This window comes from Mesorhizobium sp. B2-4-19, from assembly GCF_006441315.1.
Classification (GTDB): Bacteria; Pseudomonadota; Alphaproteobacteria; order Rhizobiales; family Rhizobiaceae; genus Mesorhizobium.
Genome location: NZ_VFUV01000011.1, coordinates 105,119 through 127,107 on the forward strand (window position 1 = coordinate 105,119; position 21,989 = coordinate 127,107).

Annotated in this window: 22 protein-coding genes and 1 tRNA gene; 13 read left to right on the top strand and 10 right to left on the bottom strand. The window is 62.6% G+C overall.

Annotated elements, in window-relative coordinates:
- Positions 1 to 22: 22 nt before the first annotated feature.
- Positions 23 to 1,090: a BMP family ABC transporter substrate-binding protein gene (locus FJ546_RS19480; RefSeq protein WP_095774447.1), complete on the top strand. Its 1,068-nt coding sequence runs from the start codon at positions 23 to 25 to the stop codon at positions 1,088 to 1,090.
- Between the two features lie 77 nt (positions 1,091 to 1,167).
- On the opposite strand, the gene rimO is transcribed toward FJ546_RS19480, so the two are convergent.
- The 7 genes from rimO to FJ546_RS19515 all read right to left on the bottom strand — a co-directional run bounded on the left by rimO (position 1,168) and on the right by FJ546_RS19515 (position 6,900).
- A complete protein-coding gene (gene rimO / locus FJ546_RS19485; RefSeq protein WP_140890811.1) occupies positions 1,168 to 2,481 on the bottom strand; it encodes a 30S ribosomal protein S12 methylthiotransferase RimO in 1,314 nt (437 codons plus the stop codon).
- Positions 2,482 to 2,645: 164 nt separating this feature from the next.
- Complete coding sequence (locus FJ546_RS19490; RefSeq protein ID WP_140890812.1) at positions 2,646 to 3,332, bottom strand: TerC family protein; 687 nt, start codon at positions 3,330 to 3,332, stop codon at positions 2,646 to 2,648.
- A gap of 185 nt (positions 3,333 to 3,517) precedes the next feature.
- Positions 3,518 to 3,925, bottom strand: coding sequence for a DUF930 domain-containing protein (locus FJ546_RS19495; RefSeq protein WP_181167997.1), 408 nt, complete (start codon positions 3,923 to 3,925; stop codon positions 3,518 to 3,520).
- Positions 3,926 to 4,053: 128 nt separating this feature from the next.
- Positions 4,054 to 4,320 carry a TfoX/Sxy family protein gene (locus FJ546_RS19500; protein ID WP_140890814.1) on the bottom strand — a complete coding sequence of 89 codons (267 nt, stop codon included), beginning with the start codon at positions 4,318 to 4,320 and terminating at the stop codon, positions 4,054 to 4,056.
- 94 nt (positions 4,321 to 4,414) lie between these two features.
- Entirely contained in the window at positions 4,415 to 5,086 is a 672-nt protein-coding gene (locus FJ546_RS19505) for a DUF2161 domain-containing phosphodiesterase (protein WP_140890815.1), read from the bottom strand.
- A 67-nt stretch (positions 5,087 to 5,153) separates the two neighbouring features.
- Positions 5,154 to 5,960 (bottom strand): alpha/beta hydrolase, encoded by an 807-nt coding sequence (locus FJ546_RS19510; protein ID WP_140890816.1) that lies wholly within the window; start codon positions 5,958 to 5,960, stop codon positions 5,154 to 5,156.
- 142 nt (positions 5,961 to 6,102) lie between these two features.
- Positions 6,103 to 6,900 carry a sterol desaturase family protein gene (locus FJ546_RS19515; protein ID WP_140890817.1) on the bottom strand — a complete coding sequence of 266 codons (798 nt, stop codon included), beginning with the start codon at positions 6,898 to 6,900 and terminating at the stop codon, positions 6,103 to 6,105.
- A gap of 338 nt (positions 6,901 to 7,238) precedes the next feature.
- On the opposite strand from FJ546_RS19515, the gene FJ546_RS19520 reads away from it, so the two are divergent.
- Positions 7,239 to 7,472, top strand: coding sequence for a hypothetical protein (locus FJ546_RS19520; RefSeq protein ID WP_010909424.1), 234 nt, complete (start codon positions 7,239 to 7,241; stop codon positions 7,470 to 7,472).
- 24 nt (positions 7,473 to 7,496) lie between these two features.
- Positions 7,497 to 7,862 (top strand): hypothetical protein, encoded by a 366-nt coding sequence (locus FJ546_RS31280; RefSeq protein WP_181167998.1) that lies wholly within the window; start codon positions 7,497 to 7,499, stop codon positions 7,860 to 7,862.
- Positions 7,863 to 8,624: 762 nt separating this feature from the next.
- Here FJ546_RS31280 and FJ546_RS19530 read toward each other — a convergent pair.
- Positions 8,625 to 9,071 (bottom strand): very short patch repair endonuclease, encoded by a 447-nt coding sequence (locus FJ546_RS19530; protein ID WP_140890818.1) that lies wholly within the window; start codon positions 9,069 to 9,071, stop codon positions 8,625 to 8,627.
- A gap of 63 nt (positions 9,072 to 9,134) precedes the next feature.
- On the opposite strand from FJ546_RS19530, the gene FJ546_RS19535 reads away from it, so the two are divergent.
- Positions 9,135 to 10,289, top strand: coding sequence for an HNH endonuclease (locus FJ546_RS19535; protein WP_140890819.1), 1,155 nt, complete (start codon positions 9,135 to 9,137; stop codon positions 10,287 to 10,289).
- A 1-nt stretch (position 10,290) separates the two neighbouring features.
- A complete protein-coding gene (gene dcm / locus FJ546_RS19540; RefSeq protein WP_140890820.1) occupies positions 10,291 to 11,496 on the top strand; it encodes a DNA (cytosine-5-)-methyltransferase in 1,206 nt (401 codons plus the stop codon).
- Between the two features lie 173 nt (positions 11,497 to 11,669).
- Here the strand turns inward: dcm and FJ546_RS19545 are convergent.
- Positions 11,670 to 11,759, bottom strand: a tRNA-Ser gene (locus FJ546_RS19545).
- Positions 11,760 to 12,035: 276 nt separating this feature from the next.
- Here FJ546_RS19545 and FJ546_RS19550 point away from each other — a divergent pair.
- The 8 genes from FJ546_RS19550 (at position 12,036) to FJ546_RS19585 (ending at position 20,889) form a co-directional block, all read left to right on the top strand.
- The gene (locus FJ546_RS19550) at positions 12,036 to 13,259 is read left to right on the top strand and encodes a septal ring lytic transglycosylase RlpA family protein (RefSeq protein ID WP_140890821.1); all 1,224 of its coding nucleotides are present in this window, start codon (positions 12,036 to 12,038) and stop codon (positions 13,257 to 13,259) included.
- Positions 13,260 to 13,342: 83 nt separating this feature from the next.
- Positions 13,343 to 14,509 (top strand): D-alanyl-D-alanine carboxypeptidase family protein, encoded by a 1,167-nt coding sequence (locus FJ546_RS19555; protein WP_140890822.1) that lies wholly within the window; start codon positions 13,343 to 13,345, stop codon positions 14,507 to 14,509.
- Positions 14,510 to 14,585: 76 nt separating this feature from the next.
- Positions 14,586 to 15,260, top strand: coding sequence for a dTMP kinase (tmk, locus tag FJ546_RS19560; protein ID WP_181167999.1), 675 nt, complete (start codon positions 14,586 to 14,588; stop codon positions 15,258 to 15,260).
- Complete coding sequence (locus FJ546_RS19565; RefSeq protein ID WP_140890824.1) at positions 15,257 to 16,312, top strand: DNA polymerase III subunit delta'; 1,056 nt, start codon at positions 15,257 to 15,259, stop codon at positions 16,310 to 16,312. Before tmk ends, FJ546_RS19565 begins: the two co-directional genes overlap by 4 nt.
- Positions 16,313 to 16,402: 90 nt before the next feature.
- Complete coding sequence (gene metG, locus FJ546_RS19570; protein WP_140890825.1) at positions 16,403 to 17,956, top strand: methionine--tRNA ligase; 1,554 nt, start codon at positions 16,403 to 16,405, stop codon at positions 17,954 to 17,956.
- Positions 17,956 to 18,750 carry a TatD family hydrolase gene (locus FJ546_RS19575; RefSeq protein ID WP_140890826.1) on the top strand — a complete coding sequence of 265 codons (795 nt, stop codon included), beginning with the start codon at positions 17,956 to 17,958 and terminating at the stop codon, positions 18,748 to 18,750. Before metG ends, FJ546_RS19575 begins: the two co-directional genes overlap by 1 nt.
- A gap of 3 nt (positions 18,751 to 18,753) precedes the next feature.
- A complete protein-coding gene (locus FJ546_RS19580; protein WP_140890827.1) occupies positions 18,754 to 19,572 on the top strand; it encodes an MBL fold metallo-hydrolase in 819 nt (272 codons plus the stop codon).
- A gap of 405 nt (positions 19,573 to 19,977) precedes the next feature.
- A complete protein-coding gene (locus FJ546_RS19585) occupies positions 19,978 to 20,889 on the top strand; it encodes an agmatinase (protein WP_140890828.1) in 912 nt (303 codons plus the stop codon).
- Positions 20,890 to 20,971: 82 nt separating this feature from the next.
- Here the strand turns inward: FJ546_RS19585 and FJ546_RS19590 are convergent, their stop codons facing one another.
- A complete protein-coding gene (locus tag FJ546_RS19590) occupies positions 20,972 to 21,856 on the bottom strand; it encodes an aldose 1-epimerase family protein (RefSeq protein ID WP_140890829.1) in 885 nt (294 codons plus the stop codon).
- Between the last annotated feature and the right edge of the window lie 133 nt (positions 21,857 to 21,989).

The following is a 21,989-nucleotide window of genomic DNA, read 5'->3' on the forward strand; positions in this document are numbered from 1 at the left end:
CTTAACACAGAGAGGTAACACGATGAAAAAACTGCTTATTGCCCTGATGACGACGACAGCGGCACTGTCGCTGGCCGCGTCCGCAGAGGCTGCCGAAAAATTGAAGGCCTGCTGGGTCTATACCGGCCCGATCGGCGATTTCGGCTACTCCTACCAGCACGACCAGGGCCGGCTCGAAGTCGAGAAGGCGCTCGGCGACAAGGTCGAGACCGCCTATCTGGAGAACGTCTCCGAAGGTCCCGATGCCGACCGTGCTTTCGAGCGTCTGGCGCGCGAAGGCTGCAAGCTGATCTTCGGCACCTCTTTCGGCTTCATGGATGCCGAAGTGAAGGTCGCCAAGAAGTTTCCGAAAGTGATGTTCGAGCACGCCACCGGCTACAAGACCGGTGACAATCTCGGTATCTACAACGCACGCTTCTACGAAGGCCGTTATGTGCTCGGCCAGATCGCCGCCAAGGAATCGAAGTCCGGCGTTGCCGGCTACATCGTCTCCTTCCCGATTCCCGAAGTGGTGATGGGCATCAACTCCTTCATGCTCGGCGCGCAGTCGATCAACCCGAACTTCAAGGCCAAGATCGTCTGGGTCAATTCGTGGTTCGATCCGGGCAAGGAAGCCGACGCCGCCAAGGCGCTGTTCGATCAAGGTGCCGACATCATCGTCCAGCATACCGATTCGACCGCCGCCCTGCAGGTCGCCGAGGAGCGCAAGCTGCATGGCTTCGGCCAGTCGTCGGACATGATCAAGTTCGCGCCGAACGCGCAGCTGACCTCGCTGACCGACGAATGGGGTCCGTACTATATCAGCCGCGTACAGGCAGCCATCGACGGCACCTGGAAGCCGGACAATGTGTGGCTCGGCATCAAGGACGGCGCGGTCAAGCTCGCGCCCTACACCAACATGCCCGACGATGTGAAGGCGATGGCCGAGGCGACCGAGAAGAAGATCGCCGGCGGCTGGAACCCCTTCACCGGACCGATCGCCAAGCAGGACGGTACACCGTGGCTGAAGGACGGTGAAGTCGCCGATGACGGCACACTGCTCGGCATGAATTTTTACGTGAAGGGCGTCGACGACAAGCTGCCGCAGTAAGCGGCGCATCACATTTCGAACAGGAAAGGGCGCCGCGAAGCGCCCTTTTCATTTGCCGGGAGAAAGTGACTGAACGCTCAGACGGCCGAACCGTAGAGGTCGTAGGCGTCGGCGCGGTCGATCTTGACGGTGACGATGTCGCCGGCACGCATCGGGCGGCGCGACTGAATGTGGACCGAGCCATCGATCTCCGGCGCGTCGTATTTGGTGCGGCCCTTCGCCGAATTGCCATGGGCTTCGTCGATCAGTACCGGCAGCCGCTTGCCGACCTTCCTGGCCAGCTGCGTCGCCGAAATCTTCTGCTGACGCTGCATGAAGCGGTGCCAGCGTGCTTCCTTGACATCCTGCGGCACCTGTTCGAGGCCGAGCTCGTTGGAGCGGGCGCCCTTGACCGGTTCGTATTTGAAGCAGCCGGCACGGTCGATCTTGGCCTCGTCCAGCCAGTCGAGCAGCATCTCGAAATCCTCATCCGTCTCGCCAGGGAAGCCGACGATGAAGGTCGAGCGGATGGCGAGATCCGGGCACACGTCACGCCAGCCGCGAATGCGCTCCAGCGTCTTTTCGCCATGTGCCGGCCGGCGCATGTTTTTCAGCACTTGCGGCGAGGCATGCTGGAACGGGATATCCAGATAGGGAAGGATTTTTCCTTCGGCCATCAGCGGGATGACGTCGGCGACGTGCGGGTAGGGGTAGACATAGTGCATGCGCACCCAGATGCCGAGCTTGCCCAATTCCTCCGAGAGGTCGAGGAATTTCGCGCGCACTTCGCGGTCGCCAAACATCGACGTCTGGTACTTGATGTCGATGCCGTAGGCGCTGGTGTCCTGCGAGATGACGAGGAGTTCCTTGACGCCGGCCTTGGCCAGTTTCTCGGCCTCGCGCAGCACATCGGCGGCCGGGCGCGAAACGAGATCGCCACGCAGGGCGGGAATGATGCAGAAGGTGCAGCGGTTGTTGCAGCCTTCCGAGATCTTCAGGTAGGCATAGTGGCGCGGCGTCAGCTTGACGCCCTGCGGCGGCAGCAGGTCGATATAGGGATCATGCGAGGGTGGGGCTGCCTCATGTACGGCAGCCATGACGCTCTCATAGGCCTGCGGCCCGGTGATCGCCAGCACATTGGGATGCTTTTCGCGGATCACCTCCGGCTCGGCGCCGAGGCAGCCGGTGACGATGACCCTGCCGTTTTCCGAAAGCGCGGAGCCGATGGCGTTGAGCGACTCGTCGCGGGCGGAATCGAGGAAACCGCAAGTGTTGACCACGACGAGATCGGCGCCGTCATGCTTGCGGGCTATCTCATAGCCTTCGGCGCGCAGGCGCGTGATGATACGCTCGGAATCCACGAGCGCCTTCGGGCATCCAAGGCTAACGAAACTGACGCGAGGGGCGGACATAGGCAAGCTTCCAATGGGGGCACGGGCCGAAACGCTGGTCCGGCCTCAAATCGCTGTAAATGTCGGTCTATGGCGCATGGCAGGAGCCAATACGCGCGGCGCAATAGCATGGGTTGCGCAATCAAGCAAACCGGCCGACGGGCCGGTCCGCGCCATCGGATGGCTCAGTGGCCTCCGGATCCGAACCAAGGCGCCAGGAAAGCGAAGTGCTCGGGGAATTGCTGCACGGCCCCGTCAAGCAGCATCTTGACCGCGACATAGAGGATGATTGCCAGGCCGATATAGGCAATCCAGCGGTATTTGTGCAGCAGGCGCGCGACAAACGACGCGGCAAAGCCCATCAAGGCGATCGACAGGGCCAGTCCGATGATCAGCACCGTCGGATGGTTCATGGCCGCGCCGGCCACGGCCAGGACATTGTCGAGCGACATCGACACGTCGGCAATGACGATCTGCCAGGCGGCCTGCGAGAAGGTCTTGCCGGATCCCTCGCCGCCGATGATGCCGTCCTTGTCGAAATCGCCATTCGACAGCGCTTCGGTCGCGTCGCGCTCCTCATCGTGGCTGACGCGCAATTCGCGCCACATCTTCCAGCAGACCCACAGCAAAAGCAGGCCGCCGGCGATCAGCAGCATCGGGCCGATGGTCAGCAGCCATTGCGTGATCAGGGCGAAGAAAATGCGAAGCACGGTGGCCGCCGCGATGCCGACCAAAATGGCGCGCTTGCGCTGGGCGGCGGGCAGGCCGGCCGCCGCGAGGCCGATGACGATGGCATTGTCGCCCGCAAGCGCAAGGTCGATGGCGATGACCTGAAAAAGAGCCGATATGCCCGCGGCGGTAAATATTTCCATCGACCGGGAAGCCCTTCGCCGAGTGTTCGTTGTCGATCGTCCAGACGGGCCTAAAGGCATGGTCCGCTGGCGTCAAGACGCGGCCACCGACAACACTGGAAAACCACTTTCGTGGCAGGGGTATTACAGGGGATTCTCAGCCGCTGCCGGCACGTGAGCCGAAGCCTACGCAAGCCCGCGAAAAACTAATCGTAGAGATTGTACTTCGCCCAGTCCGCTTCCGGAATTTCGTCACCGATCCGGTAGCGCAGTTGCAGGACTTCCATATGGTCCGGCCCGGTCTGGCATTTGAATCTCAGCCGGTACCACTGTCCCTTGCTGCGGAACGCCGCACCCGGACTCCTGATCGCGTCGGCGCTCATCTCGGGCGTCGCAAAGGCGTAGGCGACGACCCGGTCGGCCTTGAACTTGCGGTCATCATGGGTGATCCGGTCCAGGACTTCGGCATCGCACCGCTGTTCGAGGCGTGTTTGCGGGTCAAGTTTCATCAACCCGGCACGCAAAGCATTGTCCATCGCGCTGGCCGGGAAAGTCAGCGTCAGGGACGCAATGGCCATCATGCAGAATGTCTTCATGGGCGGGACTAGCAGCATGTTTTGTCTGAAAAATCAACCAAAGGACCCGGCAGGTTCCCGTGTTCAGGCGGCCGTCGCGTTCAAAATCCCGTGTCGTGTTTCATCGTCGGACCGAATTTCCTGGTGAACGTTTGGAGCGCCGTCCTCTAAGACTTGGCCGCGCCAACCTGTTGTCGGAGAAACGCCTTTGTGTCCGGTTTGAGATCCCGCCAATCGCAATCGGATAATGCAGCTTCCATCGCATAGAGCGCGAGGATCGTCACATGTCGGCCAAATCGGAACTTTAGGCGGCGATAGGCTTCGACTGAGCCAAGATGGCGCAAATCCTCATCGTCGATAATGTCGATTTCCGCCAACATCCGCGCCGTCGCAGGTCCAAGATTTCGCATGTCCTGGATGCATACCCTCATCATGCCTCCCTGTCAGAAAGTCGGCCGGGCCCGGATCGCGTCCGTTCGATCAGCAAATCCTGCGCGAACTGGATGACGGAATAGAGCACGTTCACGGTCATCCCGGCGGACTGTGCGAAGCCTGCGGCCAACGCATCAACGAGGCGCGGCCGGCATCGGTGAGATCGTAGAGGCCGCGGTCGACGCGCGCGAACCAGCCATAGACATTGTGCTGCAGGATTTTCGGCGCGATCGGCGTCAAGGCCTTCAGATCGCGTGGTCGTTTGGGTCCGTCCGCCATCGCGGCCGCACAGGTGAGGGCACTCTGGCGATAGGCGGTCATGATCGGATTGCGCGATCCGCCACCGGCGACAGGATCGCCGCGGCGGCGCTGGTGCTCGTCGACAAGGCGTGAGCGCCGCCGTGCATTCCTGCGCGGCTCCGGCGCGGCGGGACTGATAAGCACCTCGACCTTGTCGTTGGCTGTCACGCCAAGCACACCGAAGCCAAGCCGGCGGCAGAGGTTGCGGAACCGGGCGTCGCTTTCACGTCCCTTGCCGCGGGCCGACATGCGCGCCGCCAGCCAGACTTCGTCGCAAGCGGCCGCACGGTCGACGCCCTGCAGCACCAATTCCAGATTGAATTGCAGTTTCAATTCGCAGATGACGACCACCGGCGGCTCGCCCTCGCGCAGCGCGACGATGTCGCAGCCGCCGATCTCGCCCTTCACGACGAAGTCGAGGCTTTCGAGGAACCGCTTCACCGGCGCATAGAGCGAGGTCTCGTTCATGCCGCAAGGTTTAGCCGATTCGACGAAAAAAGCCTTCCGGCATCGGCGCGCGCTGCGCACCGAGCTCTCAAGAATGCATTTCTTCGAGGAAGGCCAGCAGCACGCTGTTGAACTGCCCGGGCCGTTGCAGCGGCGCGAAATGGCTGACGTCGGGCAGGATGATCAATTGCGATGCCGGGATGCTGCGGGCCAGATAGCTCGCGTGCTCGGGCCTGATGAACTCGTCATGCTCGCTTTGAACGATCGCCACGGGTACGCGCGTCCGCGCCAGGTCGGCGACAGTGTAGTTGGGTTCGGTCTTCATCATCAGGCCGACGGCTTCGACGAATGCGTCGAACCGGTCCGGCGTCGCCGACAATTCGGCATAGTCCCTGGCATGCCGGCTGAAACAGCGATCGATGACCGGACTGGGCTCGAATTCCCTGGTGCCGCCCGGATCCATGTTGCAGCCGAAGAAGAAAACGCCGGTGGCGCGGTCGGCGGCTTTCATGCCGAGGATCAGGGCAACGCAGGCGCCATCGTTCCAACCCACCATAGCCGCCTTTTTCAGGTGCAGCCTGTCCATCACGGCCAGGACATCGGAAGGCATCAGTTCATATTTATACGGCCGCTCGTCGCGGCTGCTGCGCCCATGGCCACGGCTGTCGATCACCACGACCCGATAGCCGGCCTTGACCAGCGCAGGGACCTGAAATCCCCAATTGCCGCCGTGACCGAGGCCGCCATGCAGCAGGATCACGGGAAGGCCGGCGCCAAACGTGGCGTACCAGATTTCGGCGCCGTCATGTGCCAGCCGGCCTTCGTCCCGCGCGGCCGGCAGTGGCGTCGCGCCATGCGCTTCGAATTTCCTGAGATCGTCGTCGTGATGGTCCATGCCGGGAATGCCTCGAGGCGAACGCGCAGGACCCACAATTATTGCCGGTATCAGCCAAAGCCAACCCGCGACGCAACGTCTGCTGCCACCTGGCGACACCGCCGGTTTCGAGCGGCGAAGATCTGCGTGCCGGTGTCAGCCGTCAGGCTTCGGTGCTCGGCACTGGACGGTTCGATCGCCTCTCGCCCGGCAGGAGCGGATAGCTGACCTGCCCGAAATAGCTGGAGGGGACCGGATCATCGACGCCGTATTTTTCCGGCACCTTGTCGCCGGTGGCATTGTAGGTGCCGAACACCATGTCGAGGACAGGCAATTGCCCGGCGAAGTTCTTGTCATAGGCCTCGCGCTGGTTGGCATGGTGCCAGCGATGGAACTGCGGGCTGGCGATCAGCCACTTCAAGGGACCGAACGGAATCCGCACGTTCGAATGAACGAGCAGCGTGTGCCAGAAGTAGATGACCGAAAAGATGGCGATCGAGGCTTCGGAGAAGCCGAGGAAAAAGATCGGCGTCAGCGACAATGCCTTTGTGAGGATGGCGTCGACCGGGTGCGAGTGAAAAGCGCCGAGCCAATCCAGTTCCTCAATGCCATGGTGCACCGCATGGAATTTCCAAAGCGCCGGGATCGTGTGGAAAGCCCGGTGTGCCCAGTAGACGCCGATATCGGTGATCACGACGATTTCGGGGACCTGCAGCCAGACGGGCTGGCCGCCAACGGTCTGCGTGATTGATTGCGGAACGAGGATCGCGGCGGCTTCGAGCGTGTTGGCCGCGATCAGAACGATGACCAATTTTACGATGAGGCCATTGAACAGCACATAGATCAGATCGACACCCAGGCCCTTGCGCAAGACCTTCTGAGGCCGTTCGTGAAACAGATGTTCGAACGGAATGAAGATCAGCGCGCAGATCAACAGCCCCTTGATGCCAAATATATCCATTCGCTCGCCTCTATTGCCTAGCCTGGCCAGCACCCGCACGCGGCTCAGCTTCCGAACAGAACCACATTTCTCCTTTCCAAAGGCTTGATGCCGGCGTCCGAGCCCTGCGCATGGCCGAGCATGGAATTGAGCCGATGACCAGAGTGTCACATCGGTGTCGCAACCGGGCGATATGAAGACAAGGCGCGGTCGACGAACGCAGCGTGCGCCGTGCGTCCTCCCAGGACCAACCCCTCCGGTTCCCTGCCGGCGGGGTTTTCTATTTCAGCTACCATCTTGGCAGTCGCGAGTAATCCTTGCTATCGTGGTCTACGGTCAGCAGCACAGGACACCCCGTCATGGACGCAAGTGAAATGAGCGCGATCGGCGACACCCTCATGAGGATCGTCACGCCCGACATGTCTCCCAAGCAGCTTGTCAAGGCAGCCCAGAAAGCGCACCCCAAGGCCTCGAAGAAGGACATCGCCAGAGCGGCCTTCTTTTCGATCATCGCAAATGCGGATCAGGACATCGGCAAGGCCAAGAACCTGCAGGCATTCGCCATCGCGGAGCGTACCCAGCCGTCGGATTGAGCAATCGCCAGGCATCGCACGGGCGTGTCGTCGCCGCGCCGCCACGCGCTCATCGCCGTGGATAGGCCGCCCGGCAAACCGACACTATGGTATCGCCCCAACGGCTGGATCGAACGCCCCGACCAGTTCGCGGATCAACGCCTGGATCCGCGCGGTCTTGTAGAGATCGGCATGGGCGACCAGCCAGACGTCGAAATCGGTCGAGCGCTCGGGCATGATCCGCACCAGCTCCGGCTCGGCGTCAGCGCGGTAGCGGGGAGTTCGGCAACGCCAATACCGGGTGCCGTCGCCTCGACAAGGGTGACGGATGATGATGTGCGGAACACCACCTTGCCGGCGCCCGCCGGCTCTCCGCACAAGGCCGAAGGCATCGTCGGCATGGCGCGCTGAACTGTGTGCCGAGCAGGCGGCTAAGGCGGAGGCTGCCGACGAGGCACGCGCACAAGCGAATGTATTGCGAGCGCTCGCTGTGCTGACCGTAAAGGATTCGGTCCCAACATTATCAAAAGTTGGCGGACAATAACTTAGGCGTACCTGCCCCCCTGAGCCGGCGAACGCAACAGGGGGCAACGCGGCATTGAATTGCGCGACGATGATGTCCACCTTTACAAACCTGGCGGTATCGAGATTTGCGTCAACCGTGATGCGGCATGTCATGTGGAAAGAACACCCCGATCAGGCGGCTCCGCTCAGAACCACGGAGGGGAGGCCACGCTGGACGGAGGGGGAGAAGTCACTGGCCAATTTCATGCTGGGCCTGGGACTCAGCTACCGCTCCATCGCGGAGGCCAGGGGCCGCAGCGCCGGAACGGTAGCTGCAGGATAACCCGCAAGCGGATCACTCCTGACCTGGACGTCGACCGCCTGGACGTCGCGGCCGGCGACGAACGGCTGTGGACAGGACGAGGAAACCCTGCTGGGCGAGCTGGTGGGCCATGGCGTCAGAGCGGGCAGGATCGCCTTCATGCTCCGCAGGACGGAAACGTCCGTACGCATGCGGATGGCCGAACTGCAGATCGGCGACCTAACGCCCCAAGTGCGCATACCCCTGCGATGCGGGTGTGCGTCAGCTGCGGCCGGGAAATCAGCTCCGAGGGGTTCCACCATCGCTTCTGCAACCCCTACAAGGGCTTGCGCGAGGACTGATAGGTGCTAGCCCAGGAAGTCGCGCAGGCGGTCCTCGAGCTCGGCGCGGCGCTTCAGCGAGATTTCGCACTCCCAAACGACCATGACCCGCCAGCCGCCCGTCAACAGCGCATCCAGCGAGGCCCGGTCGCGCTCAATGTTCCCGGCGATCTTGCGTCGCCAGTAGTCGACGTTCGTCTTCGGGTGGCGCTGGCCTTTCGGGCAGTCATGTCCGTGCCAGAAGCAGCCATGGATAAGCACGACCGCTCGACGCGATGGGAACACCATGTCCGGACGGCCGGGCAAGTCCTTCCGATGCAGGCGAAAGCGATATCCCAGCCTGTGCGCTACCTGCCGGACAAACACCTCCGGCTTAGTGTCCTTCGAGCGGATGAGGGCCATCCGTCGGCTCCGCTCCGGATCGACTGACGGCGTCCTCGTGCTCGCGCCCGTGGGATCTTTCTCAGTATCCATGTAGGGGTTATGAAGTCTTCTAGGGATTCGCTCAAGGATTCGGGCGGCCCGGGAGGGATTCCTATGTGGAATTGGGATCAGGGGCGGCTGGACTATTTCCAGTTCGACGAGCTTCGCAAAATAGCAAAATTCGCGGTGAAGCACGACCTGAAGGCCGTGGACGTGGACGACATGTCGAAGGCGACCGGGCTCCCGTTCCTTCCGAATAAGCCTGGCTACAAGCCCTGGCGCAACTACTCGCGCACTTTTAAGCTGATGATGCTGGCAACGTCGTCCGGGACCAGTTCGAAGCCGACTCCGCTCGCGAAGCTGCTCGCCGAGGACGGGAAGATCACCACGGACGAGTTCTTCCATTTCCTGGCTGAGGCGACGACGGACCCGTCTCCGGCTCTCTCAGGATGGGACAACACCGTCGCACCCCGATATCCGCTGCTGTTCGCCTTGAAGTACGTGCTGACGCGCGCGAACGAGGGTTTGCTGACCACAGACATAAGCGCCATCGTCGCCGCCTACGCTGCCTCCGGCTTCGTCGGCGACGAGGACCAGACGGCGTATCTCGGAATAGCCAGGAAGGCGTATGCCCCGATTCAGGGGCAGCGGCAGGCGAACGAGAGTATTCGGGTGCTTTCCCAGATTTCGTACCTCAGCACTAACCGCACATCGGTCACCGTCTCCCTTGACGAGAAGGACTCGCTTGAGCTGTTCGAGCAGCTGTCGCCCGTCGGCGGGACGCGGCTGGCGGACGGCGACGCAGAAATCCAGAGGATAACCGCCCTCTACGGCAACGCCATCGCCGATCTCGTTTTCGAGTATCCGAATACGGTGCTAAGCGATACGGAGGAAGCTGGCTTCGTCGAGGGCGGCCGTGTCCAGAAGACCCACCTCACGATCGAGCGGAACGCCAAAATCAGGCAGGCCTTCTTCGTCGCGAATCCTTCTCCCGTGTGCGATTTCTGCGGCACCAATACGGAAGAATCCTATCCATGGGCGACGCGGATACTTGACATCCATCATCTGTTGCCGCTTTGTTCCGGTGCGCGAACCAACGCCAAGGGCACGATTCTCGACGACCTCGTAGCCAACTGCCCCACTTGTCATCGAGCGGTGCATCGTTATTACGACATGTGGATGAAGAAGAACAAAAAGAAGGACTTCGAGGACGCTGGCCAGGCCAGGGCCGTCTACGGGGAAGCCAAGAAAGCATACGAGGGGACGTGACATGCTGAAGCGGAATCCGAAGGCGGCGACAGCGGAACAGGGATATCGCTTCCAGGAGAAGCTGATATCGGTCGCAGCCGAGGATTCCGACATCTGCGAGATCATGGAGGTCCAAGGACTCAGCATCGACGATCTCATCTACCGGAATTCCCGCTCCCGGTCGTGGTCCGGCAAGAAACCCCGCAAGCTAGAATCCTTCGACAAGATCGCCGATGGCGTCCCGGTGGCGAGCTTTTTCACGGGTTGCGGCGGGATGGACCTCGGACTTGAAGCCGTCGGCTTCAGCCAGGTCGCCGCCTTCGAGCACAACGAGATCTTCTGCCGCACTCTCCACAAGAACCGGCCCCACTGGAACGTGTTCGGACCTCCCTTCCATTCCGGCGACGTCTCGAAATTCGAGGAAGTCGCAGAGGCGCTGTCGCCACTGGTAACCAAGCCGTTCGACGGGGTATTCGTCGGGGGGCCGCCTTGCCAGCCGTTCTCCATTGCCGCCAACCAGCGCTTCGCGCGGTGGGGCGACAACTTCAAGCGCGTGGGCTTCAGCCACGAGAAGAACGGCAATCTCCTTTTCGACTTCGTGAATCTCGTGACTGAATTCATGCCCAAGGCGTTCGTCATCGAGAACGTGCCGGGGCTGCGCGACCTCGACGGCGGAGAGCAGCTGTCGGTGGCGGTGGCGCAGTTGAAGCGCGCCGGATACACGGTTGCCGAGCCTATTGTCGTCGACGCCGCCGACCACGGCGTTCCCCAGTACAGGCAGCGCATGTTCGTCGTGGGATCGCGGGGAGCGGGCACGTTCGTCCCACCACAAAAGCAGCATCACTTCGGCTCGGCCAGCGTCCTCGACGATCTGCCCAAATCGGGCGCCTTCAACCACGAGACGCGCCGCCACAAGGCCGGGTCGATCGCCCGCTACATGGTCCTCGACTACGGCCAGCGGGACCATCTCGGCCGCGTGGATCGGCTCACGCCAGACAAGCCGTCAAAGACGGTCATTGCGGGAGGCACCAACGGCGGCGGCCGCTCGCACCTGCACCCTGAGATTCCGCGCACCCTGAGCGTCAGGGAATGCGCGCGGCTGCAGACCTTCCCCGATGACTACGCCTTCGTCGGGCCGACCGCTCGGCAGTTCACGCAGGTCGGGAACGCGGTGCCTCCGGTGCTCGCAGCTGAGGTCGCCACACAGTTGGTGAAGGCATACTTCTGAACGCCTGATTCTCGCGGTCACGGGAATTCATCCCCAAGTGGCTCGAATCGGGTCTCGGTGCAACAGGATAGCTGTTGCACCATTGTTGCAGTGGCATCCCAAAATGTTGCAGGGAGTCTGCTTCAGGGTTGTGGGTTCGTCAACGAATTTTGCGTAGACAAACCAAGAGGTTGTGGCGGAGGGAGTGGGATTCGAACCCACGGTGAACTTGCGCCCACGCCGGTTTTCAAGACCGGTGCCTTAAACCGCTCGGCCATCCCTCCAGTGACTGTCCATCACATTCGACTGCTCTAGTGTGCCCGGCAAAGGCCTGTCAACCGGCATGCGTGGCCGCGCGTGTTCCTTCACTGAACCACGCAGCAGGGCGCCGCCACAATCTTGCCCGGTTCCGGCCACAATCAATTAATACCGTGATAAACAATTCCTGCGCACAAAGGATCGGGGTTCAGGGTGCCGTTGGTCTTGTCGAGCGAGTGCTTTGGCTCCTCTGCTGTTCATACGACGGCGTCTTGATTGAGACTGTAGGGGATTTCAGGATAATGCAGGCTACGACGCGCCCGCGTCTTCGTCGCGCTTCCACGCTTACGCTGTTGGCTGCGTCGGCTGCCTTGCTGGCGGCTTGCGCGTCGCAGCCCGAGCCGAAGGCGATGGTCAATCCCAAGCATCGCTCCAAGGAATATTTCGCCGAAACCGAATATGGCGTGAAGGCGAGCCCGCGCGCCGGCTTCATGCGGCGCGGCGGTGGTCGCGACCAACTCGGCAAGCCTTACCAGGTGCGCGGCAAGTGGTACTATCCCAAGGAAGATCGGCACTACGCCAAGGTCGGCCTGGCCTCTTGGTATGGCGACGCCTTCCATGGCCGGCTGACCGCCAATGGCGAAGTCTACGACATGACGCATCTGACGGCCGCGCACCCGACCATGCCGCTGCCCAGTTACGCCCGTGTCACCAACCTCGAAACCGGCAGTTCGGTCATCGTGCGCGTCAACGACCGCGGGCCGTATCATGAGGGCCGCATCATCGACGTCTCTGAGCGTGCGGCGCAGATGCTCGACTACGACAAGGTCGGCACGGCGAAGGTCAAGGTCGAATATGTCGGTCGCGCGCCGCTCGACGGCAATGACGACCGATATCTGATGGCCTCCTATCATCCAGGCAACAGGATTCCGGATCCGTCGGATGGCCTGCCGACCGGCGTCATGGTCGCCATGAACGGACCGTCGCCAAGCGTGCCTGTGGGCGCGGCCGCCGTGCCGTTCCCGGGTCAGTTGACGGATTCCGGCGAGGCGGCGCAACCGTCTCTGTCGGCGCAGGCGCCGGCTTTCGGCGATCTGGCACTGCCTGACTTCGGGCCGATCGTGCCGGAGCGCCCGGAAATCGGCCTGCCGCCGCAGTCGCCATTCGCGGTGGCCTCGCTGTCCTATGCGGATGAGCGCGTGCAGCGCGGCGACGTCTTTGCCGCGCTGGACGACAGCGGCATGTCACCCGCCGACATCCTGAGGTCGTGGAAGAAGTCCAATCCGCAAGCGGCGCCGTCCAATGCCGACTATGTCGCCGCCGGCACGTTCGACGACGCCGCCGAAGCCAGGCGCGTGGCGACGGCACTTCAGCCCTTCGGCCGAACGGAAATCCAGCGTTCCGATCTCGACGGCAACGACTGGTATGCCGTCAATCTCTATCCCAATGGCCATGGCGGCCTGGACGAGTTGCTGCAGGCGGCATGGTCGCATGGCGCACCCGATGCGCTGGCTGTGCGCAACTGATCTATTTTGCCCGGGCGGTTGATCCGGCGGAAAAAACCCTGATAGCTTGGCTGTGCCAAAACCGGCAAACGGGTCGAGATTTCATGCAGTTGCGCGCCTTTCCGCCATTTGCCGGCTTTCTGGGACTGGCTTTGCTGCTGCTTTGCCTCGCACCAGCCCAAGCGCAGCTTTTCGAGACCAAGGCCACACAGGCCTTCATGATCGATTCCGACACCGGCACGGTGCTGTTCTCGAAAGACGCCGACAAGCCGATCCCGCCGGCCTCGATGGCCAAGCTGATGACCATGGAGGTGGTTTTCAACGCCATCAAGTCCGGGCGTCTCAAGCTCGACGACACGTTCGTGGTCAGCGAAAACGCCTGGCGCAAGGGCGGCGCGCCATCGGGCACATCGACGATGTTCGCCAAGCTCAAATCCGCGATCCGGCTCGAAGACCTGATCCAGGGCGTGACGGTGCAGGCGGCCAATGACGGCTGCATCGTCATCGCCGAAGGCATGGCCGGATCCGAGGACAATTTTGCCGCGCAAATGACCGAGCGCGCCCACCAGATCGGCCTGAAAACATCGACCTTCGTCAATTCGACCGGCCTGCCGGCCGACGGCCAGCAGACGACGGTGCGCGAGCTGGCGCAGTTGGCGCTGCATTTGTGGCGCGATTATCCGGATTTCTACCGCTACTACGGGCTGAAGGATTTCACCTGGAACAAGATCTCGCAGAAGAACCGCAATCCGCTGCTGGCCATGGACATCGGCGCCGACGGTCTGGCCGTCGGTGCCAGCGAGGGGGCCGGCTTCGGCATCGTCGCTTCGGTCGCTCACAACGGCACGCGGGTGGTCATGGCGATGAGCGGGTTGGCCAACGACAAGGAGCGTGCCGAGGAGGCGCGAAAGCTGCTCGACTGGGGCGCGCGCTCCTTCGAGAAGACCGAGATCTTCGCCAAGGACGAGGTGGTCGGCGAGGCCCAGGTTTTCGGCGGTGCGAAATCCGGCGTGATGCTCAAGGCAAAAGGACCGATCGACATCTTCCTGCCGATCACCAACCGCGACAAGCTGGCGGCCAGGATCGTCTACACCGGCCCGGTTGCGGCGCCCGTGGAGGAGGGCCAGCCGGTGGGTGCGCTGCGCGTCTGGATCGGCGACACGCTGAGCCAGGAGACGCCGCTTTTCGCAGCCGAATCGATCGGCGTCGGCACATTGCCGCAGCGCGCGCTCGATGCCGTCAAGGAACTGGCGATCGGCTGGCTGCGATAGCACCGACGGCATGGACGTTTTCCCGAACGCGGACTATCTAGAGCGCAACAATCCACCTGGACAAAGGCCCTCTCGATTGGCGCGCGGATTTTTCATCACCTTCGAAGGCGGCGAGGGCGCAGGCAAGTCGACGCAGATCGAGCGGCTGGCGAGAAAGATGCGCGCCAAGAAGTATGATGTCCTGCTGACGCGCGAACCGGGCGGCTCGCCGGGCGCCGAAGCGGTCCGGCATGTGCTGCTTTCGGGTGCCGCCGAGCCATTCGGACCGAAGATGGAAGCGCTGCTCTTTGCCGCCGCGCGCTCCGACCATGTCGAGCAGGTCATCCGGCCGGCCGTCGAGCGCGGCTCCATCGTGCTCTGCGACCGCTTCCTGGATTCCTCGCGCGTCTACCAGGGCGTCACCGGCGGGATCGACCCGGCGTTCATGGCGGCGCTGGAACAGGTCGCCATCAATGGCATGATGCCCGATATGACGCTGATTTTCGATATCGATCCGGCCGAGGGCCTCAGGCGCGCGACGCTGCGGCGCGGCAGCGAGGCCGACGCCGACCGCTTCGAGAAGGAAACGCTGGCCATTCATCAGGCCCGGCGCGAGGCTTTTCTGGCGATCGCCACGGCCGAGCCGGAACGCTGCATCGTCGTCGATGCCTCCGCCGATCCCAATACGGTGGAGGATGTCGTCACCGCGGCCGTATTCGCGGCGCTGGAGGCGAGGACGCCCGCGCGCAACAGGCAGGCCGCACCCGTATGATCTTCGAACGCATCGCGCCGGAACAGCATGATACGCTGGACGGCGTGCCCGAACCGTCCGAAACGCCTCGTCTGGTCGGGCACAGGCAGGCGGCCGACATGCTCGCCGCCGCCTATCGATCGGGAAAGCTGCCGCATGCGCTGATCTTCGCCGGACCGGTCGGCATCGGCAAGGCGACGCTGGCCTTCCACCTGGCGCACCATCTCTTGAAGCACCCGGCCTTCGAGCAGGCGCCGGAAAGTCTTGCCAGTCCCGATCCGGCCTCACCGCTGTTTCGCCAGATCGCGACCGGGGCGCATCCGGGCGTGCTGCATCTGACCCGGCCGATGAACGACAAGACCAAGAGCTTCAAGACGGTCGTCACCGTCGACGAGATCCGCCGGGTCAGCCGCTTCCTGTCGATGACCTCGCATGACGGCAGCTACCGGGTCGTCATCGTCGATCCGGCCGACGACATGAATGCCAATGCGGCCAATGCCTTGCTGAAGAATCTTGAGGAGCCGCCGGCGCGAACGCTGTTCATTCTCATCGTCCATGCGCCGGGCAGCCTGCTGCCGACGATCCGCTCACGTTGCCAGGTGATACGCCTGACACCGCTCCACGCCGACGAGTTGATGGCGGTGCTGGAAACAGCCGAGCCGCCGCCGCCGGACGATCCGGCCGCGCGGGCGGCACTGGTCGAGCGGGCAGGGGGCAGCGCCCGCAACGCGATCCTTTTGACGCAATATGGCGGGCTGGAGATCGCCTCGACGCTCGACGCGCTGGTGGCGAAGGGAAAAAACGACATAGGCGGCGCCTATCGGCTCGCCGAAGCCGTCGCCGGCCGCGACCAGGCGATCCAGTTCGATATCTTCAACCGCCGGGCGCTCGACCTTTTATCGGATGCTGCAAGCCAGGCTGCGCTCGCAGGCGACCTCGCAAGGGCGAAAACGCTGTCGGACACTTGGCACGAGGCGCTGGACGCGATATCTGAAACCGATACCTACAATCTCGACAAGAAGCAGCACGCCTTGATCATGATCGACCGCCTGAATTCCGCAATGCGAATGTGACTGGCCCAGCCTCGTGTCGGGATGGCAATCGCTGTCTCGATGCGATATCCACCGCCTCACATTCATTCGGACATTCATGACGGTTCTTTCATGTCACGCGACACATTCTACATCACGACCGCGATTTCCTATCCAAACGGCAAGCCGCATATCGGCCATGCCTACGAGCTGATCGCCACCGACGCGCTTGCGCGCTTCCAGCGCCTCGACGGCAAGCAGGTCTTCTTCCTCACCGGCACCGATGAGCACGGCATCAAGATGCTGCAGACGGCGAAGCGCGAAGGCATTTCGGCGCGCGAGCTGGCCGATCGCAACTCGGCCGATTTCAAGCGCATGGCGACCGCGCTCAACGCCTCCAACGACGATTTCATCCGCACCACGGAAGAGCGGCACTATGCGTCCTCGCAGGCGATCTGGAAGGCGATGGACACAAATGGCGACATCTACAAGGGCGGCTACGCCGGCTGGTACTCGGTGCGCGACGAAGCCTATTACGGCGAGGAGGAGACGGAGGTCCGTCCCGACAATGTCCGCTACGGACCGCAGGGAACGCCGGTTGAATGGGTCGAGGAAGAGAGTTATTTCTTCCGCCTCTCGGCCTACCAGGACAAGCTCATCGCGCTTTATGAAAGCCAGCCCGACTTCATCGGCCCCGCCGAGCGCCGCAACGAGGTGATGAGTTTCGTCAAATCGGGACTGAAGGATCTGTCGATCTCGCGCACGACCTTCGACTGGGGCGTGCCTGTGCCGGGCGACGACAAGCATGTGATGTATGTCTGGGTCGACGCATTGACCAATTACATCACCGGTGTTGGCTATCCCAATGAAAACGATGAGAAATGGCGCTTCTGGCCGGCCGATGCCCACATCATCGGCAAGGACATTGTGCGCTTCCATGCGGTTTACTGGCCGGCCTTCCTGATGTCGGCCGGCATCCCGCTGCCGAAGCGGGTTTTCGGCCACGGCTTCCTGTTCAACCGTGGCGAGAAGATGTCGAAATCGGTCGGCAACGTCATCGACCCGTTCACTATGATCGAGCATTACGGTCTCGACCAGGTGCGCTACTTTTTCCTGCGCGAGGTGCCGTTCGGCCAGGATGGCAGCTACAGCCATGAAGCGATCGTCAACCGCACCAACGCCGATCTTGCCAATGGCCTCGGCAATCTGGCGCAGCGGTCGCTGTCGATGATCGCCAAGAACTGCGGCGGCGTGGTGCCGAAGCGCGGCGATTTGACGGAAGCCGACAGCGCGATCCTGGATCAGACGGTGACCGCTCTGGCCACCGCGCGCAAAGCCATGGCCGGGCAAGGCATTCATTTGGCACTGGCGGCGATCTTCGATGTGGTGGCGGAAGCCGATCGATACTTCGCTGGACAGGCACCATGGGCGCTGAAGAAAACCGATCCGGAACGGATGGAAACGGTGCTGTGGACGACCGCCGAACTGGTGCGGCGCGTGGCGGTGCTGTGCCAGCCTTTCATTCCTGGATCGGCAGCGAAGCTGCTCGACCTGCTGGCGGTGCCCGCGGACAAACGTGATTTCGCGCATGTCCACGCCTCCCATGCGCTGGTGCCGGGCACTGCCTTGCCGGTACCGGAAGGCGTGTTTCCACGTTACGTCGAACAGCCGAGCGCGAACACCTGATGCTTGTCGACAGCCACTGCCATCTGGATTTTCCAGATTTCGCCGAGGAGCGGGCGGCCATTGTCGCCCGCGCCAAAGCGGCCGGAATTGGCCGTATGGTAACGATCTCGACCCGCGTGAAGCGGTTTCAGCAAATACTTGAAATCGCGGAAACTTTCGACGATGTCTACTGCTCTATCGGTACCCATCCGCACAATGCGGCGGAAGAGTTGGACGTGACGTCGGCGGAGCTGATCCGCCTGTCGGCACACCCGAAGGTGGTGGCAATCGGCGAAGCGGGTTTGGACTATTTCTACGACAAGGCGCCGCGCGATGCGCAGGCGCAGGGCTTTCGCAATCACATTGCCGCCGCTCGCGAGACCGGCCTGCCTCTCGTCATCCATTCGCGCGATGCCGATGACGACATGGCAGCCATTCTCGAGGACGAAACAGGGAAAGGCATCTTCCCCTTCATCCTGCATTGTTTCTCCTCCGGACGCCGGCTGGCCGAGGTGGGCGTCTCGCTCGGCGGCTACGTGTCGTTCTCGGGCATCCTGACCTTCAAGAACTCTGCCGAATTGCGCGCCATCGCCGCCGACGTGCCGCATGACCGGCTGCTCGTCGAAACCGACGCACCCTATCTGGCGCCGATCCCGTTTCGCGGCAAGCGCAATGAGCCGGCCTATGTCGCGCACACCGCCAAGGTGCTGGCGGAGACGATTGGTGTCAGCGAAGCTGAAATCGCGGATCTGACGACGAACAATTTCTTCCGCCTGTTCGGCAAGATGCCGCGACCTGCTGAGCTGAGCGGCTGAACGATGACTGACCGGCTGCGCCTCACCATTCTCGGCTGCGGCTCGTCGCCAGGTACGCCGCGCATCACCGGCGACTGGGGCAATTGCGACTCGACCAATCCGAGGAACCGGCGCATGCGCACGGCAGCGCTGGTCGAACGGATTGCGGCCGATGGCGGCCGTACCACCGTGGTCATCGACACCGGGCCGGATTTCCGCGAGCAGATGCTGCTTGCGTCGGTCAAACGCATCGACGCCGTCGTCTACACGCACCCACATGCCGACCATATTCACGGCATCGACGATCTGCGCGGCTATGTGCTCGAGCAGCGCCACCTGATCGACATCCATGCCGACCAGCCGACGATGCTGCGCCTGCGGCAGGCATTCGGCTATTGCTTCGAGACGCCGCCGGGCAGTTCTTATCCGCCGATCGTGCGGGCGCATATCATCGACCACGCAAAGCCCGTCATGATCGAAGGCGAGGGGGGTGCCCTCGCCCTCGAACCGCTGCCGCAGATTCATGGCGACATCATCTCGCTCGGCTTCCGCGTTGGAGGGCTGGCCTATTGCCCTGATATCAGCGATTTTCCCGACGCCACCGCCGAGCGGCTGCGCGGCCTGGAGATTCTGGTCATCGACGCGTTGCAATACAACCCACATCCCAGCCATCTGTCGCTAGGCCAGGCGCTCGGCTGGATCGAGAGGCTGACACCGAGGAATGCCGTGCTGACCCACATGCACGTGCCGCTCGACTATGCCACGGTCAAGGGCGAAGTGCCGGCCAACGTCGCCCCGGCCTATGACGGCATGGTGATCGAAATTCCCTATGAATCAGCGTGATACGAACGGGCTCTCATGAAGGTGCTCTGCGCTTTGGGGCGAATATCGCAGCGCTCCAATCCGTTCATAGCCCGTGATGCACGACCCATTTCTCGCTGCGATAGTCACGAGGATTCTGAAAATCAGCGGCAATTCCCAGATGCTGGCCAACACATAAGTTCCATAATCTATCTTATGCGACTTGCGGACATCGTAAACGCTGGACGTTGGACAAGGCCCTTTGCCGCCAAAGTTATCCCTGTGGCTCCTCCATTCAGGTCATAAGAACCGAAGGCCCGCTTTGCCCCATGCGTGATCCGCAAACTCATCCTGTCGAGCTCTAGCCCGCAGGCGATTTTCCGTGATGGCATCGAAGCGACGAAGCAACTAGCCTGGGGTCGCGCTGGAACTCAGGACCATCAACAAATGACCGCCTCACCTTCCTTTCTCGCTCTTCCCGATCGCCTCGCGGAGGGCCGCACGCCTCGTGCGGTGATCTTCGGCGCCGGCCACGGCAGCACCTATCCCGGCAAGGACAGCAGCGCCCATGCGTTGGCGGCCAACGCCATCCGTGCGGCCAGCCAGGACGACGCACCGCTTGTCGGGCACTGGGACTTCGATCTTGACGGCCCGTTGTTCGACGGCAAGCCGGTCTGCTGCGTCGATGCCGGCGACATCTCGACCATCCTGCACGACAATGCCGAAAACAGGGCCCGGATCGAGGCGAAGACGCGCGAGGTCCTGGCGTTGCCGGCCGTGCCGATCCTGCTTGGCGGTGACGATTCCGTCGTCATTCCATTCCTTGCCGGCTTTGCGGATCACGGACCGATCTGGATCCTGCAGATCGACGCCCATATCGACTGGCGCGACGAGGTGCATGGAGAACGCCACGGCTATTCCAGCCCGATGCGAAGGGCAAGCGAGATGCCGCATGTCGCGGGCATGGTGCAAGTAGGCCTGCGCGGCGTCGGCAGCGCGCGCCTCGCTGAAATCGAAGCCGCGCGGCACTATGGCAGCCGTTTCGTGACCGCGCGCGAGGTTCATGCTCAAGGTGTGGAGGCGGCGCTCAGGCATGTTCCGGAAGGCGCACGGGTGGTCGTCACTTTCGACTGCGACAGCCTTGATCCCGGCATCATGCCGGGCGTGGCGGCGCGTACCCCCGGCGGCCTCACCTACACGCAGGCGATCGACCTGATCGCCGGCCTCGGCAAGCGGGCCAGGATCGCGGGATTCGACCTTGTCGAGCTCTATCCGCCCGCCGACATTGGCGGCCTGTCGGCCCAGACCGCCGCGCGCCTTCTCGTCAATGTGATCGGCACCATCGCCCGGCAGGTTTGAAACCCATCGCAAAACCTTCCCGTCACGTGGCGCCGGCCGCTGAAATGCGCCGATGCACGCTGTGGCTCTGCAGCTCGGTCGGTTACCGCCGCCCCTGCTCCAGACCGATCCGGTAGCTTAGCGAACGCTTCGCCCCCGGTTCGATCAGCATCACGCCGGGCTTGTCGCTGAACTCGCCGTCGAAATCGGCCGGGCTCGCAATACCATGCCAGGGCTCGATGCACAGGAAGGGCGCACCGCCGGGCTTGGACCAGATACCCAGCTCTTCGGCTCCCTGCCATGACATTTCGATCGCCGGACCGCGCTCGGCTGCATATCGCACACTGGTGCTGGCGGGCCGATCCAGGATCACGGCGTCGTCATCGAACAGTCGTTCGGACAGCGCAAGCGTTCTGCCATCGATGGGCGTCGGTCGCGTTTCCGAGACGAGAAGGCCGTCCTTCAGGCGACGAACCGGCCCCGGCTCACTCGCGGCAAAGGTCAGCCGATAGGCCTCCTTGGGCAACTCCGGCAGCAACGGCCAGTTGAATGCAGGATGAGCACCGATCGAGGCCGGCAATTTCTCGTCGCCGGTGTTGGTCACTTGCAGGGTCACATCGAGCTGCTGTCGGTCCAGCGTATAGGTGACGGCAAGGCGAAAGGCGAAGGGGTAATGCGCACGCGTGTCGGCGTCGTCGGTGAGCACCAGCGTGCAGGAGCGGGGTCCCCTCTCCTGCCAGGCGAACGGTTTGTCTCGAGCGAAGCCGTGCTGCGTCATCGGATAGGTTCGGCCGCGATGACGCAGTCGATCGCTCTTCAGCCGACCAACGATCGGGAACAGCACCGGCGAATGGCGCCGCCACTCCGGCCCGGCCTGCCACAGAAACTCAAATCCCCGCCCATCCTGCAGCGAAACCAGTTCGGCGCCCTGCCCTGTTACAACAGCCGAGATGCCGTCGCCATGAAGCGTTTGGCTGTCCTGTGCCACATGTCCTCGCGGGCCGGTGTTGAAGGCTGGTGCGGCGGCAGACTAGCAAAACCTCTTGGGGACTCAAGGTGCGGCCCGAACGAATTGTGGCCGGAGGATCTCTCCTCCGGCCACCTGTCCGCATCAAGGGCGA